This is a genomic window from Streptomyces sp. RB17, assembly GCF_009604455.1.
In the GTDB taxonomy this organism is placed as follows: Bacteria; Actinomycetota; Actinomycetes; order Streptomycetales; family Streptomycetaceae; genus Streptomyces.
The window spans coordinates 99,027-120,316 of sequence record NZ_WEGL01000011.1; the positions used below are offsets into that span (position 1 = coordinate 99,027).

The window sequence follows — 21,290 nt, forward strand, 5'->3', positions numbered from 1 at the left end:
CTCATGTGCCGGTGGGGACGGCGGTTCGCGTACGAGGACCGGGGGAGGGCCGTCGTATCAGGAAGGTGGCGGCGTACACGGCCGTGGCGGCGGCCATGATGGCGAAGCTCGGCGGCATCTTCGGCACCGCGTACGAGGCGAACAGCCCCGCCCACATCTCCAGCACCGCCAGGCCGGCGGAGAGGGCGAGCGCCCGGTAGGGGCGGTCGGTGAGCCGGATCGCGGCGCCGGCGGGGGCGGCGAGCAGGCCGAGCAGGAGCAGGGAGCCGACCGCCTGGGTGGCCTCGGCGGCGCTGATCCCGGCCAGGGCGAGGAAGCCGTACCCGAGCAGCCGGACCGGTACCCCGCGGGCCGCGGCCACGGCCTCGTCGAGCGTGGCGAACAGCAGCGGCCGGGCGATCAGCACCACCAGCAGGCCGACCCCGGCGGCCACCAGGGCGGCGACGACCGCGCTGCCGCGGGAGATGCCGAAGACGGAGCCGAACAGGACGCTGACGCCGGCGGTGCCGTTGGTGGTGCTGCGCGAGGTCGTGTAGAGGGTGATGAAGAAGGCACCCAGGCCCAGGATCCAGGAGAAGACGCTCCCGATGACCACGTCGTCGGGCCGGGCCTTGCGGCCGAGGGTGCCGAAGAGCAGCGCCATGCCGATGGTGGCGGCGAACAGGCCCAGGCGCAGGTCGGCACCGAAGGCGAGAGCCGCCATCGCACCGGTGAAGGCGACATGGCTGAGCGCGTCGCCGGTGAAGACCTGGGCCCGCAGCACCAGGAAGTAGCCGACCAGTCCGCAGGCCGCGGCGATGGCGGTACCGGCGAGGAAGGCGTGCAGGAAGAACGGGTGGGACAACGGGGAGGCGGCGAGCAGCACGGTCATGCGACCACCTCCTTGGCAGTGGGTACGGCGCCGGCCCGGGAGCGACCGAGTACCTCGCGCAGCGAGCGCCGGCCCAGGGCGAGCAGGTAGCCGGCGAAGGCGATGGTCGTCACGAAGAAGCCCAGGGGGTAGGGCGAGTAGTAGGCGGCCGTCAGCCCCAGCCAGGTGGCGGCGAAGGCCAGCACGATGGCCAGGGTCAGGCTCAACGCCGGGCGGGCGGTGAGGACTTGCGCGGTGGCGGCCGGGATCACCATGAGGGCGAAGACCAGGAGGGTCCCGGTGATCTGGCTCGCCTCGGCGGTGGCCGCACCGAGCAGGACGAGGAAGACCACCGACAGGGCGCGGACCGGCACCCCGCGCCCCCCGGCCACCTGCGGGTCGACGGACGCGAACAGCAGCGGCCGTCCGATCAGTGCCAGCACCGCGAGCACCACCGCGCCGACCACCGTCAGCACGGTCACCTGGGAGGAGGTGATCCCCAGGAAGGTGCCGAAGAGGATGGTCTGGGGACCCTCCAGGAGCCCCCGGTACAGAGCGGTGAACAGGAACCCGGACGCGAGCAGGAACGCCTGTACGGTCCCGGTCAGCGCCGACTCCTCGTGCTCACCGCCGCCCCGCAGGGCCGCGATGACCAGTGCAGAGGCCACGCACAGCGTGAAGTAGCCGTAGACCGCGCTGAACCCGAGCAGGAGCGCCCCGGCGGCGCCGGGGAAGGCGACCGCGGAGACGGTGTGCGCGGCGAACGTCTGCCGGCGCAGCACCACGAACCACCCCACGACCGCGGAGACCACGGCCACGACCGCGCCCGCGCGGAACGCGTTCACCATGAACGGGTACGACCACATCTCCTGGAAGTCGGCCAGGAGGTTCCACGACCAGACCGGTGCCGCCGTCTCAGCGAGCGTCATGACCGCTCCCCGGGGTCTCGTGCCGGTCGGTGTGCACGGCGGGCGCCTCCGGCTGGCCCACGACGACCAGCCGTCCGTCCGAGGTCCGCAGCACCTCGACCGGTGTGCCGTACAGCCGGGTCAGCGTCTCCGAAGTGATGACTTCCACCGGAGTGCCGGTGGCGGCCCCGCCCTCGGCCAGGTACACCACCCGGTCCAGGTGGTGGAGGATCGGGTTCACGTCATGGGCGACCATGACCACCGAGACACCCTCGTGGTGGCAGATCCGCCCGATCAGCGCCGCGACGGCACTCTGGTTGGGCAGGTCGAGACTGTCCAACGGCTCGTCCAGCAGCAGCAGTTCGGGCCTGCGGACCAGTGCCTGGGCGATCAGCAGCCGCTGCTGCTCGCCGCCGGAGCACTGCCCGATCGGCCGGTGTGCGTACGCCGACGCCCCGACCAGCTCGATCACCTCGTCCACCCGCGCGCGGGCGGCCCGCCGACGCGCACTCGGGAACGGCAGCGGCACCCCCCACCGGTCGCCGTCCAGGCCCATGCGCACCACATCCACGCCGCGGATCCGCAGGTTGGCGTCGAAGCTGCGGCGCTGCGGCAGATAACCGATGCGGTCGTTGGCCTGCCCGGGGCGGGCCCCGAGCACCTGAACCTCACCGGCCGCCGCGGGCAGCGCGCCCAGCAGGACCTTGATCATGGTGGACTTGCCGACGCCGTTGGGGCCGAGCACGGCGGTGAACTCGCCGGCCCCGATGCGAAGGTCCACGCCCGACCACAGCGTCCGGCCGCCGACCCGCACGGCGGTCCCGCGCAGGGCGACCACCGGATCGCTCCCCGTTCCTGTGGCCGTGTCGTGCCCCCCGCTTCGGCGGCCGGGGACGGGGTGGCCGCTGGTGTGTGTGACGGCTTCGCGGGCCTTCGCTATCGGGTTCATGGCTTCAGCTCACTTCCCGGTGGCCTTGGCCAGGGCCTGCTCGATGCCCTGCAGCTGGGTGGTCTGCCACTGCTGGAAGGTGGCCCCGGCGGGGGTGAGGGTCTCGGTGACGGTCGCGACCGGGATGCCCTGTGCCTTGGCCTCCTTGACCTGCGCCTGCACGTCCGGTGTGGAGTTCTGGGAGTTGTAGACGTAGATCTTGATCTTCTTGTTCTTGATCTGCTGGTCGATGGTGGCCTTGTCCTTGGCCGTGGGGTCGGAGCCCTCGCTCATCGCGTCCAGGAACGTCTCCGGGGTGAGCATCTTCAGCCCCAGGCCGTCGGCGAGCGGGGTGACGATGGACTCGGAAGCACCGATCGGGGTTCCGGCGTACTTCGCCTTGATGTCGGTGATGAGCTTGTTGTAATCGCCGAGCGTCTTGGTCTCGAAGGTCGTCTTCTGCTGGTCGAAATAGGAGGCGTCGGCCGGGTCGATCTTCTTGTAGTCGGCGGTGATCTTCTCGATGACCTGGTGGACGTTGTCCGGGGAGTACCAGCGGTGCGGGTTGCCGCCCGGCTTGATGCCGACCAGGTCGCCGATCTTGAGCTGGGTGCGTCCGCTGCCGGGGTTGGCGGCCAGCAGCTTGTCGGCCCAGGCGTCGTAGCCGATGCCGTTGACGATCGTGTACTGGGCGCCGGCCACGGTGCGGGCGTCGGCCGCCGTCGGCTCGTAGTCGTGGGGGTCGGCATCCGGGTTGTTGATGATGCTGGTCACCTTCACGTGGCTGCCGCCGAGCTGGGAGGCGATGCTGCCCCAGAAGTTCTCCGCCGCCGCCACCTGGATCGTCTTGCCCGAGCCGCTGCCGCTGCCGGTCGCGGCGGTGTCGGTGGTGTGCGAGGAGGAGGTCGAGCAGGCCGTCGCCGTCACGGCCGTCAGGGCGGCCGTCGCGGTGACCAGTGCGATCCTCGCGGACGGCCGGGCGGAACGGGAGGCGGGAGCGGTGGACATGCGGAACTCCTTAGGGCGATGCCGGACGCGCGCTGCACACGCGTCGGCCGTGTGGCGACACCTTCGACGCTAGATGGAAATGATTTTCAGATCAATCCCACATGAAAACCGTTGCCATCTCTTGACCGTGCGTACGACCGCTCGGGAGCGTGGGCGCGATCCACCGACCCCGCCGTCAGTGGTTCAGCAGTCGCGGAACTCCGGCGACTGGTTGAGGATCTGAGCGCGCAGGGAGGTGAAGCGGGTGTGGGTGGCGCCGCCGCGCGCCTCGGGGCGGAAGGCGGCGACGCGGTGGCAGTTCTGGAAGGCGAGGGCGATGCCGAAGTGCCGTTCCAGGCTGCCGCGGATGGCGTCGCTGGAGAGGGCGCGCAGCAGCTGGCCGCGCTCCCTCTCGGAGGGAGGCGGAGTCTGGTTGTCGGCGAACTCGGCGGTGCTGGACCGCAGTTCATCCGCCAGGCGGGCGATGAGGTCGTAGGCGTACGGCAGGGAGGTGCGCACCGTTTCCACGAAGTCCCGCTCCCGTACCTCGCCGTTCTCGGCTTCGGCGAGCAGCTGCGGGGAGACGTCGAGTGACATGAAGGGCTGTCCTGTTCTCTTGCTCTGGGGTTCTGGTCGTGAGGGGGTGGGGATCAGGCGTGGGCGGTCAGTGCTGCCGGGCCGTGCCGGAAGTCCGGGTCGACCAGGGTGGCGAGGTCCTGGCCGGTGGCCTCGTCGGCCCAGGCGGCGGCGTTGCGCAGATGGAACTCCACGGCGTGTTTCTGGAAGGCCGCCCAGTCCTTGGGGCGGGCGTCCACGGTCGTGCGCAGCAGGTCAAGGGTGCGGGTGTTGTGCGCCTCCAACTCCCCGTGGCCGCGGCCCTGTTCCTGGGCGCGTACGTAGGAGGACTGCTCGCAGTGGGCGAGCAGGTCCTCGCCGACGTGCTCCTTGAGGAAGAGCAGGTCGTCCTCGCCGGTGACCTTGTTGCCGACCACGCCGACCGGGACGCCGAACTCGGCCGCGTGGTCCCGGTACTGGCGGTATACCGAGACGCTCTTGCGGGTCGGTTCCACGACCAGGAAGGTCATGTCGAAGCGGGTGAACAGGCCGGAGGCGAAGGCGTCGGCGCCGGCGGTCATGTCGACGACGACGTACTCGCCGGGGCCGTCCACGAGATGGTTGAGATACAGCTCGACCGCGCCGAGTTTGGAGTGGTAGCAGGCCACGCCGAGATCGCTCTCGTCGAAGGCGCCGGTGACCATGAGCGGGACGCCGCCGACCTCCTGGACGTGAGGGCCGTGGACCTCGTCGTCGCCGAGCAGCCGCAGCAGCCGGGAGCCACGTCCGGGCGGGGTCGTCTTGACCATGGCCTCGCGGGACGGGATCCGTGGGTTGCTGCCCCGCAGATAGTCCTTGATCTCGCCCGTGCGCGCGCTGAGCGGCGGCGCGGCGAAGACCTCGTCCTCGTCGAGGCCGAGTGCGTGGGCCAGGTGCTGGTTGATGTCGCCGTCGATCGCGACGACCGGCGCGCCCGAGTGCGCCAGGTGACGGGAGAAGAGGGCCGACAGGGTCGTCTTGCCACTGCCGCCCTTGCCGACGAAGGCAACACGCATGGCTAGCCACTCCCTGTATTGAAAATGGATGTCATGAGCATAGGCTGGTGGTGCGGCCGGGTGCTGTCAAATCAGCGGAGCGTCAACTTGCCGACTGTTGCGGCGTGTTGGGGCTCCCTCGGCGGCAGACAGGGGATCCCTTTCACTCATACGGAGGAGACGCGGAGATGAGCGATACCGCAGGTGGCCGTCAGAGCTGCCCTTTCACCCTCGTGGTCTGCGGCTCATGCCGTGCCGCCGCGAGGGGGCGGGTGATGGACGGGCTGCGACGTGCGGTCCGGGAGTGCCCGCACGGGGTGATGGTCTCCACCGGTTGCCTCGGGAGGGTGCTGCACTGCCGCAGGGGCCGCGGGCTGCACGCCGCCGTGCAGCCGTGTGGGGTCGACCGCGCGCCCACTGGGGCCGTCGTACGCCTCGGGCCGCTGGTGACGGAAGCCGACGCCGAGGCGGTCGGGGCGTGGCTGAGGGCCGGGATGCCCGACGACGGCACGCTGCCGGACCGGCTCCGCGCGGCCCCGGCGCCGCAGCAGGTCGCCCGCCTCAACTGACGGGCTGGTCGCGCACGCCGAGGCGCAGGTGCTCGATGTGGTGGACGGCCTGGTCGAGGAGTTGGGCGACGTGGTCGTCGTAGAGGCTGTAGACGATGCGGCGGCCGTCGCGGCGGCCGGTGACCAGGCCGAGGGCGCGCAGCAGGCGCAGTTGGTGGGAGACGGCGGACTGCTCCATGCCGACGGCGGAGGCGAGTTCGCCGACGGGGTGGGGGCGCTGCCGGAGGGTGGTGAGGATCAGCAGGCGGGACGGGGTGGCCAGGGCCTGGAGCGTGGTGGCGACGGAGGCGGCGGTGGCTTCGTCGAGCCGGGCGGCCGCGAGGACGTCGCGGCCGCCGGCGTCGAGGTCATCGGCGTGCACGGGCGCGGGCCTCGCGCGGCGGGCGGATGAACTGGAGGGCCAGGGCGGCCGGCGGTTCGGCGATGCCCGGTCCGCCCTGCGCTGCCCAGCGCAGCAGGTCGTCCGTGCTGTCGTCGTCCAGCGCGAAGCCCACCCAGACGGCGTGGGCCCCGGACCGGCGCCCGGCGGTGGAGGGCTGGACGACGATGACATTGGCCTGGTCGCAGGGGCCGAGGCAGTCCGTCGTACGGACCTGGAAGCCGTGCTCTGCCGCGCCGGCGCGCAGCCGGTCCAGTTGCCAGGCGTGGTCGGTGCCACGGTGCTTGCGGGGGTTGCCGCAGCAGCAGCCCCGGCACACGACGAGCGTGCAGGGGCGGGGAGTTGCCGCCCGGATCACGGAGCGGTTCACAGCGCGGTCCGGGACGGGACGCCGTACGTCCGGATCCGGCCGTCCCGCCAGGCGACGGCCAGCAGGTGGGGGCCCGCCCAGGCCAGCGCCGCGACCGCCGCACCGGTGCCGGCCAGTTCGCGCGCCGGGCGCAGACGTGCCTGTGATCGCCCGGTCGTGGCGTGCCACAGGGCTACGGTGCCGTCGGCGCCGCCGCTGGCGAGGTGTCCGGCGCCGCCCGGCCGCCAGGCGAGCGCGGTGATCGTCTCGTGGCAGCGCAGCGAGCGCGGTGCCGTGCCCTCCGGGCCCTTGCCGGAGAAGTCCCACACGGTCACGTCGGGTGCGCCGTCGGCGGCCAGCCAGAAACCGGTGTCGTCGAAGGCGAGGCGGGAGACCTTCTCCGGATAGCCGGACATGGTGAGCTCGCCGCCGTCGCGGGCGCGCCAGATGTGGATGGAGGCGTCCTGGTTGCCGCTGCAGATCCACCTCCCCGTGGGCGCGACGGCGAGCGCGAGGTGCGAGCCGACGTAGGGGTAGGTGGCGACCGGCTTCTCGGTGTGCCGCTCGTGACAGCGCACGGCCCCGTACGCCGCCACGGCCAGGCGCCGCCCCTGGCGCATCCAGGCGAGGTCGGTGACGGTGGACGCGGCGGGCTCCGTGTGCCACAACTCGCCGCCGTCCGCGTCGAGTACGAGCGCGCGACGGCCGGAGGCGACCGCGACCCTCCCCCAGCCTCGGCTTCGCTCGGCCGGGGGGACCCCCTTGCCGTCGGCCCAGGCGGCGGCCGCCGACCAGGCACCGGTCTCCCGCACCGTCGTACGCCCGTCGGAGCGGCGCCACAGCGCGTACCCCATGGGGCCGGTCGCCACCACGTGTCCGGCATCCGGGGCGAGTTCGACCGAGAGTGCGCCCCCGGGAAGCTCGAACGCGCCGATCTCGGCGGCCATCGCCGCGTCGAGGATCTTCACCGTCCCGTCGGCGCCCGCGACGGCGACCAGATCGCCCCGCGCGCTGAGGGCGACAGGCGCGTCATCGACGCCGGCCTCCCAGGTGGGCGGGGACTGAACCGTCGTACTCACGCGGCCGCTCCCGCCGTCGCCAGGCAGTCGGCGAAGCCGCGCTCCAGGGTGTCGCGGTCGAGGTCGCGGCCGATGAACACCAGTTTGTTCGTGCGGGGTTCGCCTTCCCGCCAGTCGCGTCCGAAGGTGCCGTCCAGCAGCATGTGCACGCCCTGGAAGACGTACTGCTTGGGCGCTCCGGCGATGGCCAGGATGCCCTTGGAGCGGAACAGGTCGACGCCCTTCGTGCGCAGCAACTGGCCGAGCCAGGCGTTGAGGCGGTCCTCGTCGAGTTCGCCCGCCAGCTCGATGCCGACCGAGGTGACGGTGGTGTCGTGCTGGTGCTCGGTCTCGGTGAGGAAGGCGGGATCGTCGGCGAGCACCCGCTCCAGGTCGAACGCGCCCACGTCCAATACTTCGTGCAGATCGATGCGCGCGTGCGCTGCGGGGATGATCCGCACTCCGCCGTTGATGGCCCGGATGCGGCGCACGACCCGTCCGATGGTCTCCTCGTCGGCCAGGTCTGTCTTGTTGAGCACGAGGCGGTCGGCGAAGGCGATCTGCTCGACGGCCTCGTTCTCCACGCCCTCGGGTTTGACCTCGTCCAGGTGCTGGAGCACGTGAGCGGCGTCCACGAGCGTCACGATGGCGTCCAGCCGCAGCTGGGAGGCGATCTCGTCGTCCATGAAGAAGGTCTGCGCGACGGGCGCGGGGTCGGCCAGTCCCGTGGTCTCGATGAGGATGTGGTCGAACTTCTCGCGGCGCCGCATCAGCGCGCCCAGGATGCGGATCAGATCCCCGCGCACGGTGCAGCAGATGCAGCCGTTGTTCATCTCGAAGATCTCTTCCTCGGCGTCGAGCACGAGGGCGTCGTCGATGCCGACCTCGCCGAACTCGTTCTCGATCACGGCGATCCTCAGGCCGTGGTTCTCGGTGAGGATGCGGTTGAGGAGGGTGGTCTTGCCGGAGCCGAGGAAGCCGGTCAGGACGGTGACGGGCACACGCTCATCGCGGGGATCGGCGGGTTCCGGGGAGGTCAATTCAGTCTCCTAGTCGTGCTGTTCGGGTGTGGCGAGGAGGGCGGCGCGCAGGTCGTCCTCGGTGATCCGGTCGGCGGGGCGGTGCAGGGTCCAGCGGCGGGCTGCGCCCTCCATCGGCAGCACGACGACGACCGTTTCCAGCGGCGGGCAGCCCGGTTCGGTGCAGGCCAGCTGGCGGATCATGACGGCGGTGTCGTCGTCGAGACCGAGCAGGGAGCGCACGGTCTCCTTCAGCTCGCGCAGCTGCGGGCTGGGTCCCGGAGGCCCGGGCCGCGATCCCAGTGGCATGGCTGTTCCTCTCCTCCATCTCGGTCCCCGGACGGCCGGCCTCCCTCGGCGCGGGGCAGACAGTCGGCGCAGACTCCGGTGAGTTCGACGGTGTGCTCCACCGCTGTGAAGCCGGTCTCGGCGGAGATCCGGCCCGCCCAGTCCTCGACGACCTCGGAGTCCACCGGCCGGCTGCGGCCGCAGTCGCGGCACATCAGGTAGTGACGGTGCCCGTCGGCCGGGCGCAGCCGGTAGAGCCGCCCGTCGGTCTCGTCGCGTACGACGTCCACGCCGCCCTCGGCCTCCAGCTCGCGCAGGGCGCGGTAGACGGTGGTCAGGCCGATCGCGTGGTCGCCGGCCACCAGGAGGGCGTACAACTCCTGGGCCGACACGAAGTCCTGGCAGCCCGCGAGTGCGTGCGTGACGGCCTTGCGTTGTCGGGTCGTCCGGCCGCCCATGGCGCATCACCCCCTGTGGCTCGTGCCGGGTCGGCACGCCCCACCGTAGATGGAAATGAAATCCATGTCCACATGAACGCCTGGTCATGTGTTACCCGGCCGGCCGGGCACGGCATGGTGCCTGTGGTCTTCGGCCGGCTGGACGGCCGGGACAAGGCAAGGGCTGGGCTCGCGCCGCAGCGGTGCGACGCGAGCCCAGCCCTTGTCGGCCGGAGGACGCTCCCCTCAGAAGGCGCTGGTGCCGTTCGGCGTGCCGAGGCCGGTCGGCCCGTCGTATCCCGGACCCGCGGTGCACAGGTAACTGCCGCCGCAGGAGCCGTTGCTGCCCGAAGTGACGTCGTTGAGCGCCGAGGTGTGGCTGTACGGGTACGAGCCGCCCGTGACCTGGGAGGTGTTTCCGGCCAGTGCGTAGACGCTCGCGATGATCGGCGACGAGGCGCTGGTGCCTCCGACCTGGACCCATCCGTCGGCACCCTGTGCGAGACCGAGTTGAAGCTCGGTGTCGCACAACATTCCGCCGCCGCAGTTGTTGTACGTGTCGTAGACCGCCACCCCGGTGTTGGGGTCGGCGACCGCGGCCACATCGGCGACGGTGCGCCTGGCGCATCCGGAGTCGTGCTGCCAGGACGGCTTGGCCTCGTACGCCGAGCAGCCCGAGCCCGCGCCGCTCCAGGCGGACTCGGTCCAGCCGCGCGAGTTGGACGCCTTGCTCAGCGAGGTGCCACCTACGGCGGTGACGTACGGGGAGGAGGCCGGCCATGAGACGCCGTAACCGGAGTCGCCCGAGCTCGCTGTGATCGCGACGCCGGGGTGGTTGAAGTGCGAGTCGACGGAGGTGACGGTGTTGTCCTCGGCCCCACCCCAGCTGTTGGACACCGAGACGACACCCGATGTGGTGGCGGCGGTGTCCTCGGCCCTCATGAGGTCCGGGACGTTCGCCGAGTTCGCCTCGACCAGGAGGATGTGGCAGCCGGGGCATGTCGCCGAGACCATGTCGAGGTCGAGGCTGATCTCCTCGGCCCATCCGTAGTCACCGGACGGCATCGGCGACGCGTTGCCGCTCTGATTCACCTTGCGGAAGCAGCCGTTGGCGGTGGTGCACGACGGCAGACCGTAGGCACTGCGGTAAGCGGCCAGATCGGACTCGGCGTTCGGATCGTCCATGGCGTCGACGATCGCCACCGTTCGACCGGATCCCGAGGTACCGCCCAGTTTGTAGGCGGAACGCAGATCCGACGGCATGTACCCCATCGTGGTCGGGGATCCGGTGGTGAATGGTGACATGTGGCCCGAGGGGGTGCGGTGGGCCTTCATGGCGCCGAAACAGCGGGCTTGTCCCGCGTGCGTGGGATGGGCGCAGCCGAAGTCCGTCGTACCTGAGGCGGTCGCGCGCGGGGCGGACGAGAGAGCTGCGGCCTGGACGCCGGTGGCCAGGCCGACGGTAAGGCCAGTGACGGTGAGTGTGAGCATCGCCGTGAGCCCGGCTGCCATCCTCCGCATCCGGCCTCTCGGTTGGTGGCGGTGGATCACCAGGGATCCGGAGGGTATTTCGCGTCGGTGCATCAAGCCTCCGTGCGGTTTCAGGCGGTTCGGAAGGGCCAGGCCTGACGAGAAGCAGCATGGACAGACGGCATGTCAGGTCAGCTGCGGGCCGGTTGGTTCACCATGCGGCCGCCCTCTTGCGCTGGTCAAGGCCATGCCAATGCAGGTCTTGTGAGGCTGCCGCGGTGAGCGAGTGAACCGTCGTTGGTGCTCGTGTGTCCCGCGCCGGCACTCACCACGGGGCCACGACAGCTTCTGCGCCACCTGCGGGATCGCGTTACACCGGTGCTGCCGGTGTCCGGAGCCGTCACCGTACCGGCCCGCCAGCGGGCGATCGCCCGTTCCTGCCATTCCGGCTCAGCCTGGCCGGCTGGGCCCTTGAGTGCCGCCGACGAGATCCCGATGGAGGGCGCTCGCAGGGGTGTCCACGTCTGTATCGACGTGGTCCACGGCGGCACGTTCCAACCGCCCGTCGTCCATCCGGTGTGCGGTCACGCCGGGCAGGACATCGGCCTGGTCCTCTTCGCCGGCTGGTGCGCACCGCGTGGCGGCACCGCCGTGGGATGCGGGCACTGGCCGGTCTGCGGGGCCTGCCTGCGGCCGGCGACCTGATCGTGCCGGTCGCCATCGCCAAGGACACGGCCGCTGCCGCGGCCGACCCCAACGCTCCTCCGACGCGAGCATCATTGCGCGCGGGAGGAGACCTGCCCGACGTCGCCATCGATCGGCGCACCGGTGAGCTGTACGTCGCCTACGAGGGCTCCGACTTCAGCGGTGGCGCCTACAACTCCGTCGAAGTGACTCACTCCACCCACGGCGGCCGCGCCTGGTCTGCGCCCAGGCGGGTCAACTCCGTCGCTTCCGCACCCGCCTTCACGCCTTCCATCAGCGTGGACGCCTGCGGCACGGTCGCGATCACGTATTACGACCTGCGGTACCTCACCGCCGGGAACACCACCACGCTGCCCACCGCCGCCTGGCTGCTCACCTTCCCCCACGGCGCGGAGAACCGTGCCACCGACCGTCGTGTCTCCGGCGTCTTCGACTGGCTTCAGGCTCCGTACGCCGGAGGCCACTTCCTCGAGGACCACGAGGGCCTCGCTACGGATGGCCGCTCCGCCGTACGGCCGCTGTTCATCGAGGCCAATGTCGACGCGCCCCAGGACTCCGCGGACGCCTCCAGCGGACTGGTCCCCACGAGCACTGGCTACGGTCCCCTCGCGGCGCCCACGACCGCTCCCCACGCGACGGCCCTTCAGTCTGCCCAGCCGCACCGGATCGTTCGGTGATCGCGGGCCGCTGACGGCCGGCGCCCACCGTTGACCGCCGGTACCTCCGCGCTGCCGCCCGACCCTGCGGGAGCGGGCGGCAGCAAGCCGGAGAAGTGGATCCCAGTGGTTCCGCTAACGAGCAGGGCCGCACAGAACGTTCACTGCTGCACCCCTTCCGCAACGATCCCAGGCACCTAGCCTCGGACATCGCGATTCATTTGTCGCGATCATGCCATTCAGGCGGCGAACGCCGCCAACGGGGAGGGGATCGCATGCGCAAGAGACGTGGCTCCATCAGGCGTGCTGGTACGGCTCTGGCCACGAGCCTGCTGCTCTTAGCCGGGGGGCTGGGGCTGTCGGCGGCGCTGGCAGCACCGGCGCAGGCGGCGACGGTCGGCACGGTCGTCAATGTCACGCGCAGCGCGGGCAATCAGGCCGAGGGGTCCATCGCGGTCGATCCGAAGGACCCGAGCCGCTTGGCGGCGGTGTCCAACAACGGCGACGGCGCGGGCGCTGGGATGACGGCCGCGTACAGCACCGATCACGGGGCGACCTGGACGCACCGGACCATCACCGACGGCAACGACGGCCTGGCGAAGTCATGCTGCGATCCCAGCCTGTCCTGGGACTCCTTCGGGAATCTGTTCCTGGTCTACCTGGACGCGGACACGAAGTCCGGCGCTGTCCACATCGTCCTGTCGACGGACGGCGGGAAGACCTTCTCCCGGCTGGCCGACTTCGCCTCTGGTGACCAGCCCGACCAGCCCACCATCACCACTGGGGACGGCAGCGTCTGGGCGGTGTGGACCGACGGCGGCCACAACAACGCGATCACCGCGGTCGGCGCCAAGGTCACCGGTGCCGGCGCCTCCGGAGTCGGTGCCTTCTCCGCGCCACAGGCGGCGGGGTCCGGGGACTACGGGGACATCGCCGTCGGGCCCACGGGCGCGGTGATGGTGACGTACCAGCGGCCGCAGGGCGGGAGCGCCGCCGGCAAGCTGTACACCGCCCTTGACCCCGACGGCCTGGCCGGCGGAGGCTTCCAGGCCGAGGCAACGGCCGTGGACCTGAACATCGGCGCCTTCTACCCGATCCCGGCGCAGAGCCGGCGCACGATCGACGCGGAGGCCGGTCTGGCCTGGGACCGCAGTGGCGGCGCGCACAACGGGCGGCTGTACTTCCTCTACACCGACGCCCCCTCCAACGGCAGCGCGGACACCGACGTCTTCGTGAAGTACTCCGACGACTCCGGGGCGCACTGGACCTCCCCGGTCCGGGTGAACGACGACACGGGGACCAACAGTCAGTTCCTGCCGAAGATCGCCCTGGACCAGACGTCCGGAAAGATCGCGGTCTCCTGGCTCGACGCACGCAACGCCGGCTCGGCGAACGACACGGCGCAGCTGTATGCCGCCACCAGCAACGACGGCACCGCCTTCGCGGCCAACGACCGGGTGAGCGACGGCACGTCGAACGCCTCCCAGGCGCACAACGGCATCGACTTCGGCGACTACTCGGGTCTCGCCTACGAGGACGGCAGCTTCTACCCGTACTGGGCGGACAACTCCAACAGCACCGGCGACAACCCGGACGGTGCCAACAGCCGCTTCGACATGTACACAGCCCGGGTCCAGCTGGTCAAACCGCCCACCGCGAGCAAGCTGACCTACACCGGCCCCGCCACCGCCGACTACCACGACGCCTTCACCGCCGGCGCTCAACTCACGGCAGGCGGCAGCCCCGTGGCCGGCGCGGACGTCGACTTCACCCTCGGCAGCCAGAGCTGCACCGGCACCACCGACGGCTCCGGGAACGCGAGCTGCTCGCTGACACCGCAGAACGTCCCCGGCCAGACCACGATCGCCGCGAGTTTCGCGGGGAACGCCGGCACCGCCCCGAGCAGCACCTCCGTGGCGTTCACCATCACCAAGGAGGAGACCGCCCTCGCCTACACCGGCCCCGCCAAGATCGCCAACGGGACGCCGGTACACCTGTCGGGCACCCTCACCGAGGACGCCACGGCCCCGATCGCCGGCCGCACGGTCTCCTTCGCGCTCGGCACGGGCGCCACCCAGCAGTCCTGCACCGGCACCACTGACTCCGCCGGCCATGCGTCCTGCACCATCGACAAGGCGAACCAGCCGCTCAACGACACCGCGACCGTCCCGATGACGGCGTCCTTCGACGGCGACGCCTACTACCGGCCCTCCAGCGCCACCGCCCAGCTCAAGCTGGAGTACTACACCGGACGCGCCTACGGGATCACCGGCAAGGTCGACCTGCTGCTGACCCAGCTCGACCTGAAGCCGACCCCGGACACCGGCGCCATCCGCACCGCCCAGGCGTCGAGCACCGACACGCCGTGCGCGGCATCCGTCGACGCGCTGATCATCACGGCGCACGCCCTGTGCCCGAAGGTGGTCACCTCACTGGCACCGGGAACCTCGACGGCCGCCACCACCGTCAAGGACGCGTCCATCGGCGTCCCGGGCCTGCCGGTCATCGGGATCAGCGGACTGACCGCCTCCTCCACCAGCACCTGCCAGAAGACGACCGGGAGCGCGACCCTGACCCTCACCATCGCGGGCGTACCCACCAAGGTGCCCACCGCGCCCAACAGCTCCATCGATCTCGGAGGCGGCGCCAAGCTGACCGTCAACGAGCAGACGCCGGTTCCCGGAGCGGACTTCGGCCTGACCGTGAACGCCGTCCACCTCACCGCCGCCGGCGGACTGGTCGACGTCGTCGTCGGCTCCGCCACCAGCGACGCGCACAACTGCGTCTGATTCCGCCGGTGCGTGGGGGTGGTGCACGGCAGCGGAACGCCGGGCACCACCCCCACGTCGAACCGACAACGCCATATGGTCCGGCATGCCCCAGGTGAGTCCGGACAAGGAGGAACCGATGCCTGACCGCCACCCACTCCTGCGCACGTCGGTCGCGTTCGCTTCTGCCGCCGCACTCCTGCTCGTCGGCTGCTCCTCCGGCGACGACTCCGCGGGGCCGACCCCTTCCCGTACGACCACGACCCCCACGCCGTCGCCGGCAGAAACGGAACCGTCGGCAACGCACACGACGCCCGGGGAGACAGGGACACCGAGCACGGCCGTACCGTCGCGGACCGCGACCACCCCTGAACTCAGCATCACCACACTGCACGCCGGAGCGACCATCAGCCTGCCTGCCACCATCGGCTACGCCGTCACCGGCGCGCACTTCGCCGCCTCAGCCGGATACCGGCTGCACCTGACGCTCGGTGGCTCGGGCTCGTACAGCCTGGATCTCCCCATCAAGGGTCCCACCGGCACGGTGACCATTCCGCTCGACAAGATGCTGCCCGGCAAGCGCGACCTCACCTTCACCGTCGTCCGCGCGGGCGGGGCGTCGGCCTGGGCGGCTCAGCACGCGGCGGAGGTTGCCGACGTCACCATCTACGGCCCGAAATAGCCGAGATCAGGGGGAAGTTCGGGGTCATGTGAGCCAGAAGGTAAACACCGCGCCATTTTTTCCCGTGAGTGCTTTGTGTGGCTGTTGTGCTCACGCCAAGATCCCCTCTGTGCCGGGACACCCCCATATGCCCGGTGCAGGGAGGAGAGGGCATGTTGCCCCCGAAGCACCAACGACGGTTCATAACCTGCACCGTCGTGGCGGCCGCGTTCGGACTGGTAAGCGCCCAGTCGTTCGCGGCCTCGAACAGCACCAGACCGCGGCCCTGGCAGGCGCGCCACCAGGCAGCCATGGGCCGCGAGCACATCAAGGCGGTGCACGCGGGCCACGGCATGTCCGCGTTCGCCGCAGAGGGCGGCGATGACGACGGCGCCGACGAGGCGGAGAACTCCGCCGAGGCCACCGCCCAGTTCACCGAGGCCCGCACCGCACCCGGCGTGGTCGCGCCCGGCGCCTACGGGGCGGCCTGGCAGCAGTTGCAGTCGATGAGGCACACGAGCGGCAGCTGGGACCACGTCACCAGGAAGGCGTACAACTCCGACGACTCCCGCTACCGCGATGTGAACTCCAACTCCAGTGGTGGCGCGGGCGATGTCACCGGCCGGATCACCGGCATCGCCGCCGACGACCACGGCTATGTGTACGCCGGTGGTGCCAACGGCGGTGTGTTCCGCTCCACCACCGGCGGCGGGCACTGGAAGCCGATCTCCGACAAGCTGCCCTCCCTGTCGACGGGCACCCTCTCCCTGGACGGCAAGAACCGGCTCTGGTACGCCACCGGCGAGTCCAACACCGGGGCCACGTCCTTCGTCGGTACGGGCGTGTACGTCCTGAAGGACCCGCGCCACGGCCAGTTCCAGCCCGGCGACCGCGTGGGCGGCGCCGAGCTGGAGTCCACCGTCATCCACGCGCTGCGCTTCGCCGGCACCACGGTGTGGGCGGCCACCAGCACCGGCGTCTGGTCGCACTCCACGACCACCCTGTCCGGGCCGTGGAAGCAGGAGTTCGCCCCCAACCCGGACTATCTGCCGGGCGGTTCGAAGGCTGACGACCCGAGCGCGCCGTACAAGAACATCGCCAACGACATCGCCGTGGACCCCAAGGACCCGTCCAAGGTGCTCCTCGCGGTCGGCTGGCGCGGCGCCGACACCTACAACGGGCTGTACGCGAAGACGGACGACGGCAGCTGGAAGCCGGTCAGCGGGCTCGGTGACCTGCCGACCAGCAGTGCCGATGTCGGCAACATGACGTTCGCCGCGGCGGCGGACGGTTCGCGCCTGTACGCCATCGACCAGTCGCCGGCCCAGACGGCCGCCAACCCGGACAGCGGCCTCAAGGGCGTGTACGTGTCCAAGAACGGCTCGCCGTTCGGGCCGTGGACGCAGATCGCGGACTACACCAAGCTGAAGGCGTCCGGCTCCGCCCTGCAGGGCGCCGGCTACATGCCCGGCATCCAGTCCTGGTACAACCAGTTCCTCCAGGTCGACCCGGCCGACGCCGACCACGTCTACCTCGGTCTGGAAGAGGTCTTCGAGACCAAGAACGGCGGCCAGAGCTGGACCGTGCCGGGCCCGTACTGGAACTTCCCCTTCCCGTGCTGGAGCATCGACCCGGCCAAGCAGACCGGCGACTGCTCGCCCACGACCCACTCCGACCAGCACGCGGTCGCGATCGGCAGCCACAAGGGCAAGACCTGGGCCTACGTAGGCAACGACGGCGGCATCTACCGGCGTCCGCTGAACGGCGCCGTCGACTCCGGCGGTCACGCCAAGGACTGGCAGTCCCTGAGCGACGGCACCCTCGACACCCTCCAGTACTACTCGGTGGGTGTCGGCAAGGACCTGACCTACGGCGGTGTCTCGGTCACCGGCGGCCTCCAGGACAACGGACAGTCGATCCTGCGCGGCCACGACAAGGTCATGGGCTCGAACTTCGGCGGCGACGGTGGCGACACCATCACGGACCCGGCCAACGGCTGCAACATCGCCGCCGAGTACGTCTACCTCGACATGTGGGTCACCCAGAACTGCGGCGTGAACGACGGCTCCTGGTCGACGGACCCGTCCAAGGCCACCGAGTACGAGGTCGCCCCGCCGGACAAGGACCAGGGCGGTGCGGGCGCCCGCTTCATCGCCCCGATCGCCGCCGACGCCAAGGACACCAACACCTGGGTGGCGGGCGGCCGGCACGTGTGGGTGAACACCAAGGGCTTCGCCATCCGCTCCGGCAAGGAATGGACGAACGCCTACGACCTCGGCGAGGGCCACGTGGCCACGGCCGTGGCGTCCTCGGGTGGCACGGTCTACGTCGGCTGGTGCGGCCCCTGCAACAACCAGGGCTTCACCCGCGGCATCGCGGTCGGCAACGCTGGGGGCACCTCCCGGACGGAGTCTGGGGGAGGCACCGGCTGGCACCAGCTGAACCTGCCGGTGGACGGCACCATCCCGAACCGGTACGTCTCCGGCTTCGAGATCGACCCGGCCGACGCCCAGCACGTCTTCGTGGCGATCAACGGCTTCTCCCGCCGGTTCACCGAGGGCCCGGGCGCGGGCGTCGGCCATGTCTTCGAGTCCAAGGACGGCGGCGCGAGCTGGACGGACATCTCCGCCAACCTGCCCGACGTCCCCGCCGACACGGTCAAACTCCTCCCGAACGGCGGCCTCGCCCTCGGCACCGACCTGGCCACCTTCTACCGGCCCGCCGGCGCCACCAAGTGGCAGGTCCTGGGCCACAACCTGCCCACCACGGCCGTGATGCAGCTGCGCCTCGGCCCCGACGGCAAGCTCTACGCCGCCACGCACGGACGCGGCATCTGGTCCTTCGACGTACGGCGCCTCAAGGGCCGTAAGGACTGATCACCACCCGTACGCTCCGTAGTACGACGACGGCCGGTGCGGCCCCGCTGACGGGGCGCACCGGCCGTCCGGCGTTCGGATTCACTGCACCGGATACGCCGCGACACTCAGCCGCAGCGTGAAGAGCGGCGCGTTCTCGGGACCCCAGGTCACGGATACCGATCCGATGCGCGCGGCACGCACCGTGACCCGGGTGACGCCCTTGCCGTCGGTGGCGGAAGAGGTCACCAGCGCCAGCATCGGGTTGCTGCTGCGCGGTTGTGGCCAGGTGCCGTGGGCGCGGGGTTCCAGGACGACGGTCACCGTCGTGCCGGATCGCACACACAGGCTCTGGACGGCGGCGTCCCCGGCGCTGTGGGTGATCGTGGCGGAGCCTGCCAGGCAGCCAGGCGACGCGGAGGCCGTGGCAGGGGGCGTGGCGGTGTGCCGCGGGGGCGACGACGGTCTCCCGGGAGGTGCTGTCGCCGATGGCGAGGCTGGATGACCTGTCGTCCCCGTACCGCTTGTCGACGGTGTCGGGGGGTGCGGGTCGGTGGAAGGCCGCGAGGGCGTGGAGTCGGAGTGTGAGCTGCTGCCGCTGCTTCCGCAGGCGGTCAGAAGGCAGGCGACCGCCACCACGGCGGCCCCGAGCCACGGCCTGCGTCTTTGCTGCTCCAGCGCCACCACTGCCTCCTCGCGTCGCCGCACGCCACTGTGACGTCCTGGTCCGGCGCCCGGTTCCTGGGCCAATGGTTCCTGTGCCCATACCCAAGGGTGCGCCCCGGCGTCGTCGCCGGAGCGCACCATGTGCCGTCTCAGGTCAGTGCCGGGTCGGCAGGGGCCTGGTGAGGTGCGGTGAGGGGACGGTCGCCGCGCCGTGGGCCGTGGAGCGTGCGCTGCCGCCGGTGACGGTGAGCGGGCCGGCGGTGTAGAGGGCCTCGTCGAAGGCCTGCCCGCCCGCCGGGGCCTTGCCGACGGCGAAGGTGGAGACCGCCTTGCCGCTGATGACGGAGGTGGAGATGTAGTCGCCGACCATGCTGCCCTGCGTGCTGCCGGCGATCTGGGACAGGGACATGGGGCCGGCGACGGTGGTCGGGCTGCTCCAGGTGCTGCCGCCGTTGGCGGAGGAGATGTAGCCGACCTCCAACTGGCAGGTCGAGGCGGTGCAGTTGGCGTTCGGGTAGAAGTAGTAGTAGAGGCCGATCTTCGCCGTCGTACCGGAGGTGGCCGGGTCGATGCCGATGCCGGGGATGAAGTGGTCGACGCTGCTGGTGGTGGCGTCGATCGGGACGCGGGTCACGGCCGACCAGGTGGTGCCGTTGGTGGAGGTGGCGTAGACGATGTCGTTGGCCGGGCAGCCGGAGCGGAAGCGGCAGTCCTGCCAGGCGACGTAGATCTTGCCGGAGCCGTCGATCTCCGCGGAGGGCAGTCCCTCACCGTCGCGCAGGTTGCCGGCCACGCCGTGGCTGGAGACGTTGGCGATCAGCGTGGTGGACGACCAGCTGGAGCCGCCGTTGGTCGAGTTGAAGGCACGCACGGCACTGCCGTTGGCCGAGTAGGGGACCACGACCGTGCCGTTCGGCTGGACCAGGGGCTGGCCGCCCAGGCCGGTCGGACCGCCGGACGGTGCCACCGGCGCCGACCAGGTCGCGCCGCCGTCGGTGGAGCGGCTCATCACCACCGCGTTGCCCGAGGACGTGACGTCCACCTCGACGTAGCAGCTGCCGTAGTACGGGCTGGTGGCCGAGTTGTCGCAGACGATCCATTCCTTGTCGTAGCCCTGGCCGTCGTTGCCGACCGCCATGACCGGGTTCTGCCAGGTCGTGCCATTGGTCGAGCGGCTGACCGTCACACCCGCGCCGTTGACGTTGGAATCGATGACCAGTCCGGCGACCATCCAGGTGCCGTGCCTGGCGTCGTAGGCCACGGCCGGGTCGGAGACGCGGGCCCAGGTGCCGCCGCCCTGGTAGGTGGTGATGCCGGGGAGCATGCCGTGCTGCCAGGTGGTGCCGCCGTCGGTGGAGGTGTTCCATCCGATGTCCGAGGCGCCGCCGTCGGTGAACCGGCCGACCTGCGAGGAGGCGACGATCGTGTTGCCGTATGCGAAGGTGTCGGGTTCCAGCTCCGTGGCGTGCTGGCTGGAGGAGTTGGTGAACGGGTCGCTGCTGACCTGGGTCAGTCCGGGCGGTGGGGCCGCGGTGGTGAAGGCGACGTCGTCGTAGAGGGTGTAGGTGGCGTCGCCCGTGTAGTTGTCGTCGTGGCTGACGAGTTTGAGGGTGTAGCTGTGACCGGCGGTCACGGACGAGGTGACCTGCTTCCAGCCCTGCCCGTTGGTGCAGGTCTTGGCCAGCGCGGTCGTCGTGGTGCCGGTCGTGGTGTCGGTGAGGGTGGCGGTGGCCCAGTCGTACGTGAGCGTGTCGGGGCAGGTGACGTCGTACCAGAACGACAGTTGGTTGGCGCCGGTCGGCGCGGTGAAGGTCTGGGCGACGGAGGAGTCACCGTTGGTCGGTGACGTCCCGCCGACTCGCGCGGCGTAGGTGCCGCTGTGAGCACCGGAGTTGACGGCGGCCGTGGTGCCGGTGGCGGTCCATCCGGTCAGGCTGCCGGACTCGAAGCCGCCGTTGGAGACGTCCGCCAGCGCCGGGTGCGAGGCGAGGAGCAGGCCGCCTAACGAGAGGAGGGCGGTGGTGGCGGTCGCGACGGATCTGCGGAAAGCGGTGCGCGACATGAGGAGACCCCTTGTCGTCGATGTGGGGGTTCGGGTGGGGGTGGACCGTCGGCGTGCGGCCTGCGGTCCACCCCCGAGGACGACGG

At 70.7% G+C, this 21,290-nt stretch carries 21 protein-coding genes; 6 read left to right on the forward strand and 15 right to left on the reverse strand.

What is annotated here, in order from left to right:
• Window position 1 precedes the first annotated feature (1 nt).
• The 6 genes from SRB17_RS38290 to SRB17_RS38315 form a co-directional block, all read right to left on the reverse strand.
• The gene (locus SRB17_RS38290; RefSeq protein WP_153545762.1) at window positions 2-871 is read right to left on the reverse strand and encodes a metal ABC transporter permease; all 870 of its coding nucleotides are present in this window, start codon (window positions 869-871) and stop codon (window positions 2-4) included.
• A complete protein-coding gene (locus tag SRB17_RS38295) occupies window positions 868-1,779 on the reverse strand; it encodes a metal ABC transporter permease (RefSeq protein WP_153545764.1) in 912 nt (303 codons plus the stop codon). Before SRB17_RS38295 ends, SRB17_RS38290 begins: the two co-directional genes overlap by 4 nt.
• The gene (locus SRB17_RS38300; protein ID WP_153545768.1) at window positions 1,766-2,707 is read right to left on the reverse strand and encodes a metal ABC transporter ATP-binding protein; all 942 of its coding nucleotides are present in this window, start codon (window positions 2,705-2,707) and stop codon (window positions 1,766-1,768) included. The genes SRB17_RS38295 and SRB17_RS38300 overlap by 14 nt, the downstream gene beginning before the upstream one ends.
• Window positions 2,708-2,716: 9 nt before the next feature.
• Window positions 2,717-3,694, reverse strand: coding sequence for a metal ABC transporter solute-binding protein, Zn/Mn family (locus SRB17_RS38305; RefSeq protein WP_153545770.1), 978 nt, complete (start codon window positions 3,692-3,694; stop codon window positions 2,717-2,719).
• A 183-nt stretch (window positions 3,695-3,877) separates the two neighbouring features.
• On the reverse strand, window positions 3,878-4,270 hold the full coding sequence (locus SRB17_RS38310) for an SCO5389 family protein (RefSeq protein WP_153545772.1): 393 nt from the start codon (window positions 4,268-4,270) through the stop codon (window positions 3,878-3,880).
• A 53-nt stretch (window positions 4,271-4,323) separates the two neighbouring features.
• Window positions 4,324-5,283: an adenylyl-sulfate kinase gene (locus tag SRB17_RS38315; RefSeq protein WP_153545774.1), complete on the reverse strand. Its 960-nt coding sequence runs from the start codon at window positions 5,281-5,283 to the stop codon at window positions 4,324-4,326.
• Between the two features lie 167 nt (window positions 5,284-5,450).
• Here SRB17_RS38315 and SRB17_RS38320 point away from each other — a divergent pair, with 167 nt between their 5' ends.
• Window positions 5,451-5,831 (forward strand): hypothetical protein, encoded by a 381-nt coding sequence (locus tag SRB17_RS38320; RefSeq protein WP_153545776.1) that lies wholly within the window; start codon window positions 5,451-5,453, stop codon window positions 5,829-5,831.
• On the opposite strand, the gene SRB17_RS38325 is transcribed toward SRB17_RS38320, so the two are convergent.
• The 7 genes from SRB17_RS38325 to SRB17_RS38355 all read right to left on the reverse strand — a co-directional run bounded on the left by SRB17_RS38325 (window position 5,824) and on the right by SRB17_RS38355 (window position 10,882).
• Window positions 5,824-6,192, reverse strand: a complete 369-nt coding sequence (locus SRB17_RS38325; RefSeq protein WP_323377174.1) for a metalloregulator ArsR/SmtB family transcription factor — start codon at window positions 6,190-6,192, stop codon at window positions 5,824-5,826. The genes SRB17_RS38320 and SRB17_RS38325 overlap by 8 nt on opposite strands.
• On the reverse strand, window positions 6,179-6,580 hold the full coding sequence (locus SRB17_RS38330) for a (2Fe-2S) ferredoxin domain-containing protein (protein ID WP_323377178.1): 402 nt from the start codon (window positions 6,578-6,580) through the stop codon (window positions 6,179-6,181). Before SRB17_RS38330 ends, SRB17_RS38325 begins: the two co-directional genes overlap by 14 nt.
• Window positions 6,577-7,638 (reverse strand): hypothetical protein, encoded by a 1,062-nt coding sequence (locus SRB17_RS48260; protein WP_323377180.1) that lies wholly within the window; start codon window positions 7,636-7,638, stop codon window positions 6,577-6,579. The genes SRB17_RS38330 and SRB17_RS48260 overlap by 4 nt, the downstream gene beginning before the upstream one ends.
• Window positions 7,635-8,657 (reverse strand): CobW family GTP-binding protein, encoded by a 1,023-nt coding sequence (locus SRB17_RS38340; protein WP_153545780.1) that lies wholly within the window; start codon window positions 8,655-8,657, stop codon window positions 7,635-7,637. Before SRB17_RS38340 ends, SRB17_RS48260 begins: the two co-directional genes overlap by 4 nt.
• Before the next feature lie 9 nt (window positions 8,658-8,666).
• A complete protein-coding gene (locus SRB17_RS38345) occupies window positions 8,667-8,879 on the reverse strand; it encodes a hypothetical protein (protein WP_323377184.1) in 213 nt (70 codons plus the stop codon).
• Window positions 8,880-8,887: 8 nt separating this feature from the next.
• Window positions 8,888-9,382, reverse strand: a complete 495-nt coding sequence (locus SRB17_RS38350; protein ID WP_153545784.1) for a Fur family transcriptional regulator — start codon at window positions 9,380-9,382, stop codon at window positions 8,888-8,890.
• 225 nt (window positions 9,383-9,607) lie between these two features.
• The gene (locus tag SRB17_RS38355) at window positions 9,608-10,882 is read right to left on the reverse strand and encodes a S53 family peptidase (RefSeq protein ID WP_153545786.1); all 1,275 of its coding nucleotides are present in this window, start codon (window positions 10,880-10,882) and stop codon (window positions 9,608-9,610) included.
• 420 nt (window positions 10,883-11,302) lie between these two features.
• Here SRB17_RS38355 and SRB17_RS38360 point away from each other — a divergent pair, with 420 nt between their 5' ends.
• From SRB17_RS38360 to SRB17_RS38380, 5 genes are all read left to right on the forward strand, one after another.
• Window positions 11,303-11,536: a hypothetical protein gene (locus SRB17_RS38360; RefSeq protein WP_153545788.1), complete on the forward strand. Its 234-nt coding sequence runs from the start codon at window positions 11,303-11,305 to the stop codon at window positions 11,534-11,536.
• The gene (locus SRB17_RS38365) at window positions 11,488-12,213 is read left to right on the forward strand and encodes a hypothetical protein (RefSeq protein ID WP_153545790.1); all 726 of its coding nucleotides are present in this window, start codon (window positions 11,488-11,490) and stop codon (window positions 12,211-12,213) included. Before SRB17_RS38360 ends, SRB17_RS38365 begins: the two co-directional genes overlap by 49 nt.
• A 254-nt stretch (window positions 12,214-12,467) precedes the next feature.
• Complete coding sequence (locus tag SRB17_RS38370) at window positions 12,468-14,981, forward strand: sialidase family protein (RefSeq protein ID WP_153545793.1); 2,514 nt, start codon at window positions 12,468-12,470, stop codon at window positions 14,979-14,981.
• 118 nt (window positions 14,982-15,099) lie between these two features.
• The gene (locus SRB17_RS38375; RefSeq protein ID WP_153545795.1) at window positions 15,100-15,642 is read left to right on the forward strand and encodes a hypothetical protein; all 543 of its coding nucleotides are present in this window, start codon (window positions 15,100-15,102) and stop codon (window positions 15,640-15,642) included.
• A gap of 152 nt (window positions 15,643-15,794) precedes the next feature.
• Complete coding sequence (locus SRB17_RS38380) at window positions 15,795-18,497, forward strand: WD40/YVTN/BNR-like repeat-containing protein (protein ID WP_153545797.1); 2,703 nt, start codon at window positions 15,795-15,797, stop codon at window positions 18,495-18,497.
• Between the two features lie 81 nt (window positions 18,498-18,578).
• Here the strand turns inward: SRB17_RS38380 and SRB17_RS38385 are convergent, their stop codons facing one another.
• Entirely contained in the window at window positions 18,579-18,818 is a 240-nt protein-coding gene (locus SRB17_RS38385) for a hypothetical protein (RefSeq protein ID WP_153545799.1), read from the reverse strand.
• A 478-nt stretch (window positions 18,819-19,296) separates the two neighbouring features.
• The gene (locus tag SRB17_RS38390; protein WP_153545801.1) at window positions 19,297-21,204 is read right to left on the reverse strand and encodes a sialidase family protein; all 1,908 of its coding nucleotides are present in this window, start codon (window positions 21,202-21,204) and stop codon (window positions 19,297-19,299) included.
• Between the last annotated feature and the right edge of the window lie 86 nt (window positions 21,205-21,290).

What these genes read in the sequence shown, in the direction of transcription:
- SRB17_RS38290 (WP_153545762.1), bottom strand. Translation starts at nt 871, where the DNA reads ATGACCGTGCTGCTCGCCGCCTCCCCGTTGTCCCACCCGTTCTTCCTG.
- SRB17_RS38295 (WP_153545764.1), bottom strand. Translation starts at nt 1,779, where the DNA reads ATGACGCTCGCTGAGACGGCGGCACCGGTCTGGTCGTGGAACCTCCTG.
- SRB17_RS38300 (WP_153545768.1), bottom strand. Translation starts at nt 2,707, where the DNA reads ATGAACCCGATAGCGAAGGCCCGCGAAGCCGTCACACACACCAGCGGC.
- SRB17_RS38305 (WP_153545770.1), bottom strand. Translation starts at nt 3,694, where the DNA reads ATGTCCACCGCTCCCGCCTCCCGTTCCGCCCGGCCGTCCGCGAGGATC.
- SRB17_RS38310 (WP_153545772.1), bottom strand. Translation starts at nt 4,270, where the DNA reads ATGTCACTCGACGTCTCCCCGCAGCTGCTCGCCGAAGCCGAGAACGGC.
- SRB17_RS38315 (WP_153545774.1), bottom strand. Translation starts at nt 5,283, where the DNA reads ATGCGTGTTGCCTTCGTCGGCAAGGGCGGCAGTGGCAAGACGACCCTG.
- SRB17_RS38320 (WP_153545776.1), top strand. Translation starts at nt 5,451, where the DNA reads ATGAGCGATACCGCAGGTGGCCGTCAGAGCTGCCCTTTCACCCTCGTG.
- SRB17_RS38350 (WP_153545784.1), bottom strand. Translation starts at nt 9,382, where the DNA reads ATGGGCGGCCGGACGACCCGACAACGCAAGGCCGTCACGCACGCACTC.
- SRB17_RS38355 (WP_153545786.1), bottom strand. Translation starts at nt 10,882, where the DNA reads ATGCGGAGGATGGCAGCCGGGCTCACGGCGATGCTCACACTCACCGTC.
- SRB17_RS38365 (WP_153545790.1), top strand. Translation starts at nt 11,488, where the DNA reads ATGCGGGCACTGGCCGGTCTGCGGGGCCTGCCTGCGGCCGGCGACCTG.
- SRB17_RS38370 (WP_153545793.1), top strand. Translation starts at nt 12,468, where the DNA reads ATGCGCAAGAGACGTGGCTCCATCAGGCGTGCTGGTACGGCTCTGGCC.
- SRB17_RS38375 (WP_153545795.1), top strand. Translation starts at nt 15,100, where the DNA reads ATGCCTGACCGCCACCCACTCCTGCGCACGTCGGTCGCGTTCGCTTCT.
- SRB17_RS38380 (WP_153545797.1), top strand. Translation starts at nt 15,795, where the DNA reads ATGTTGCCCCCGAAGCACCAACGACGGTTCATAACCTGCACCGTCGTG.
- SRB17_RS38390 (WP_153545801.1), bottom strand. Translation starts at nt 21,204, where the DNA reads ATGTCGCGCACCGCTTTCCGCAGATCCGTCGCGACCGCCACCACCGCC.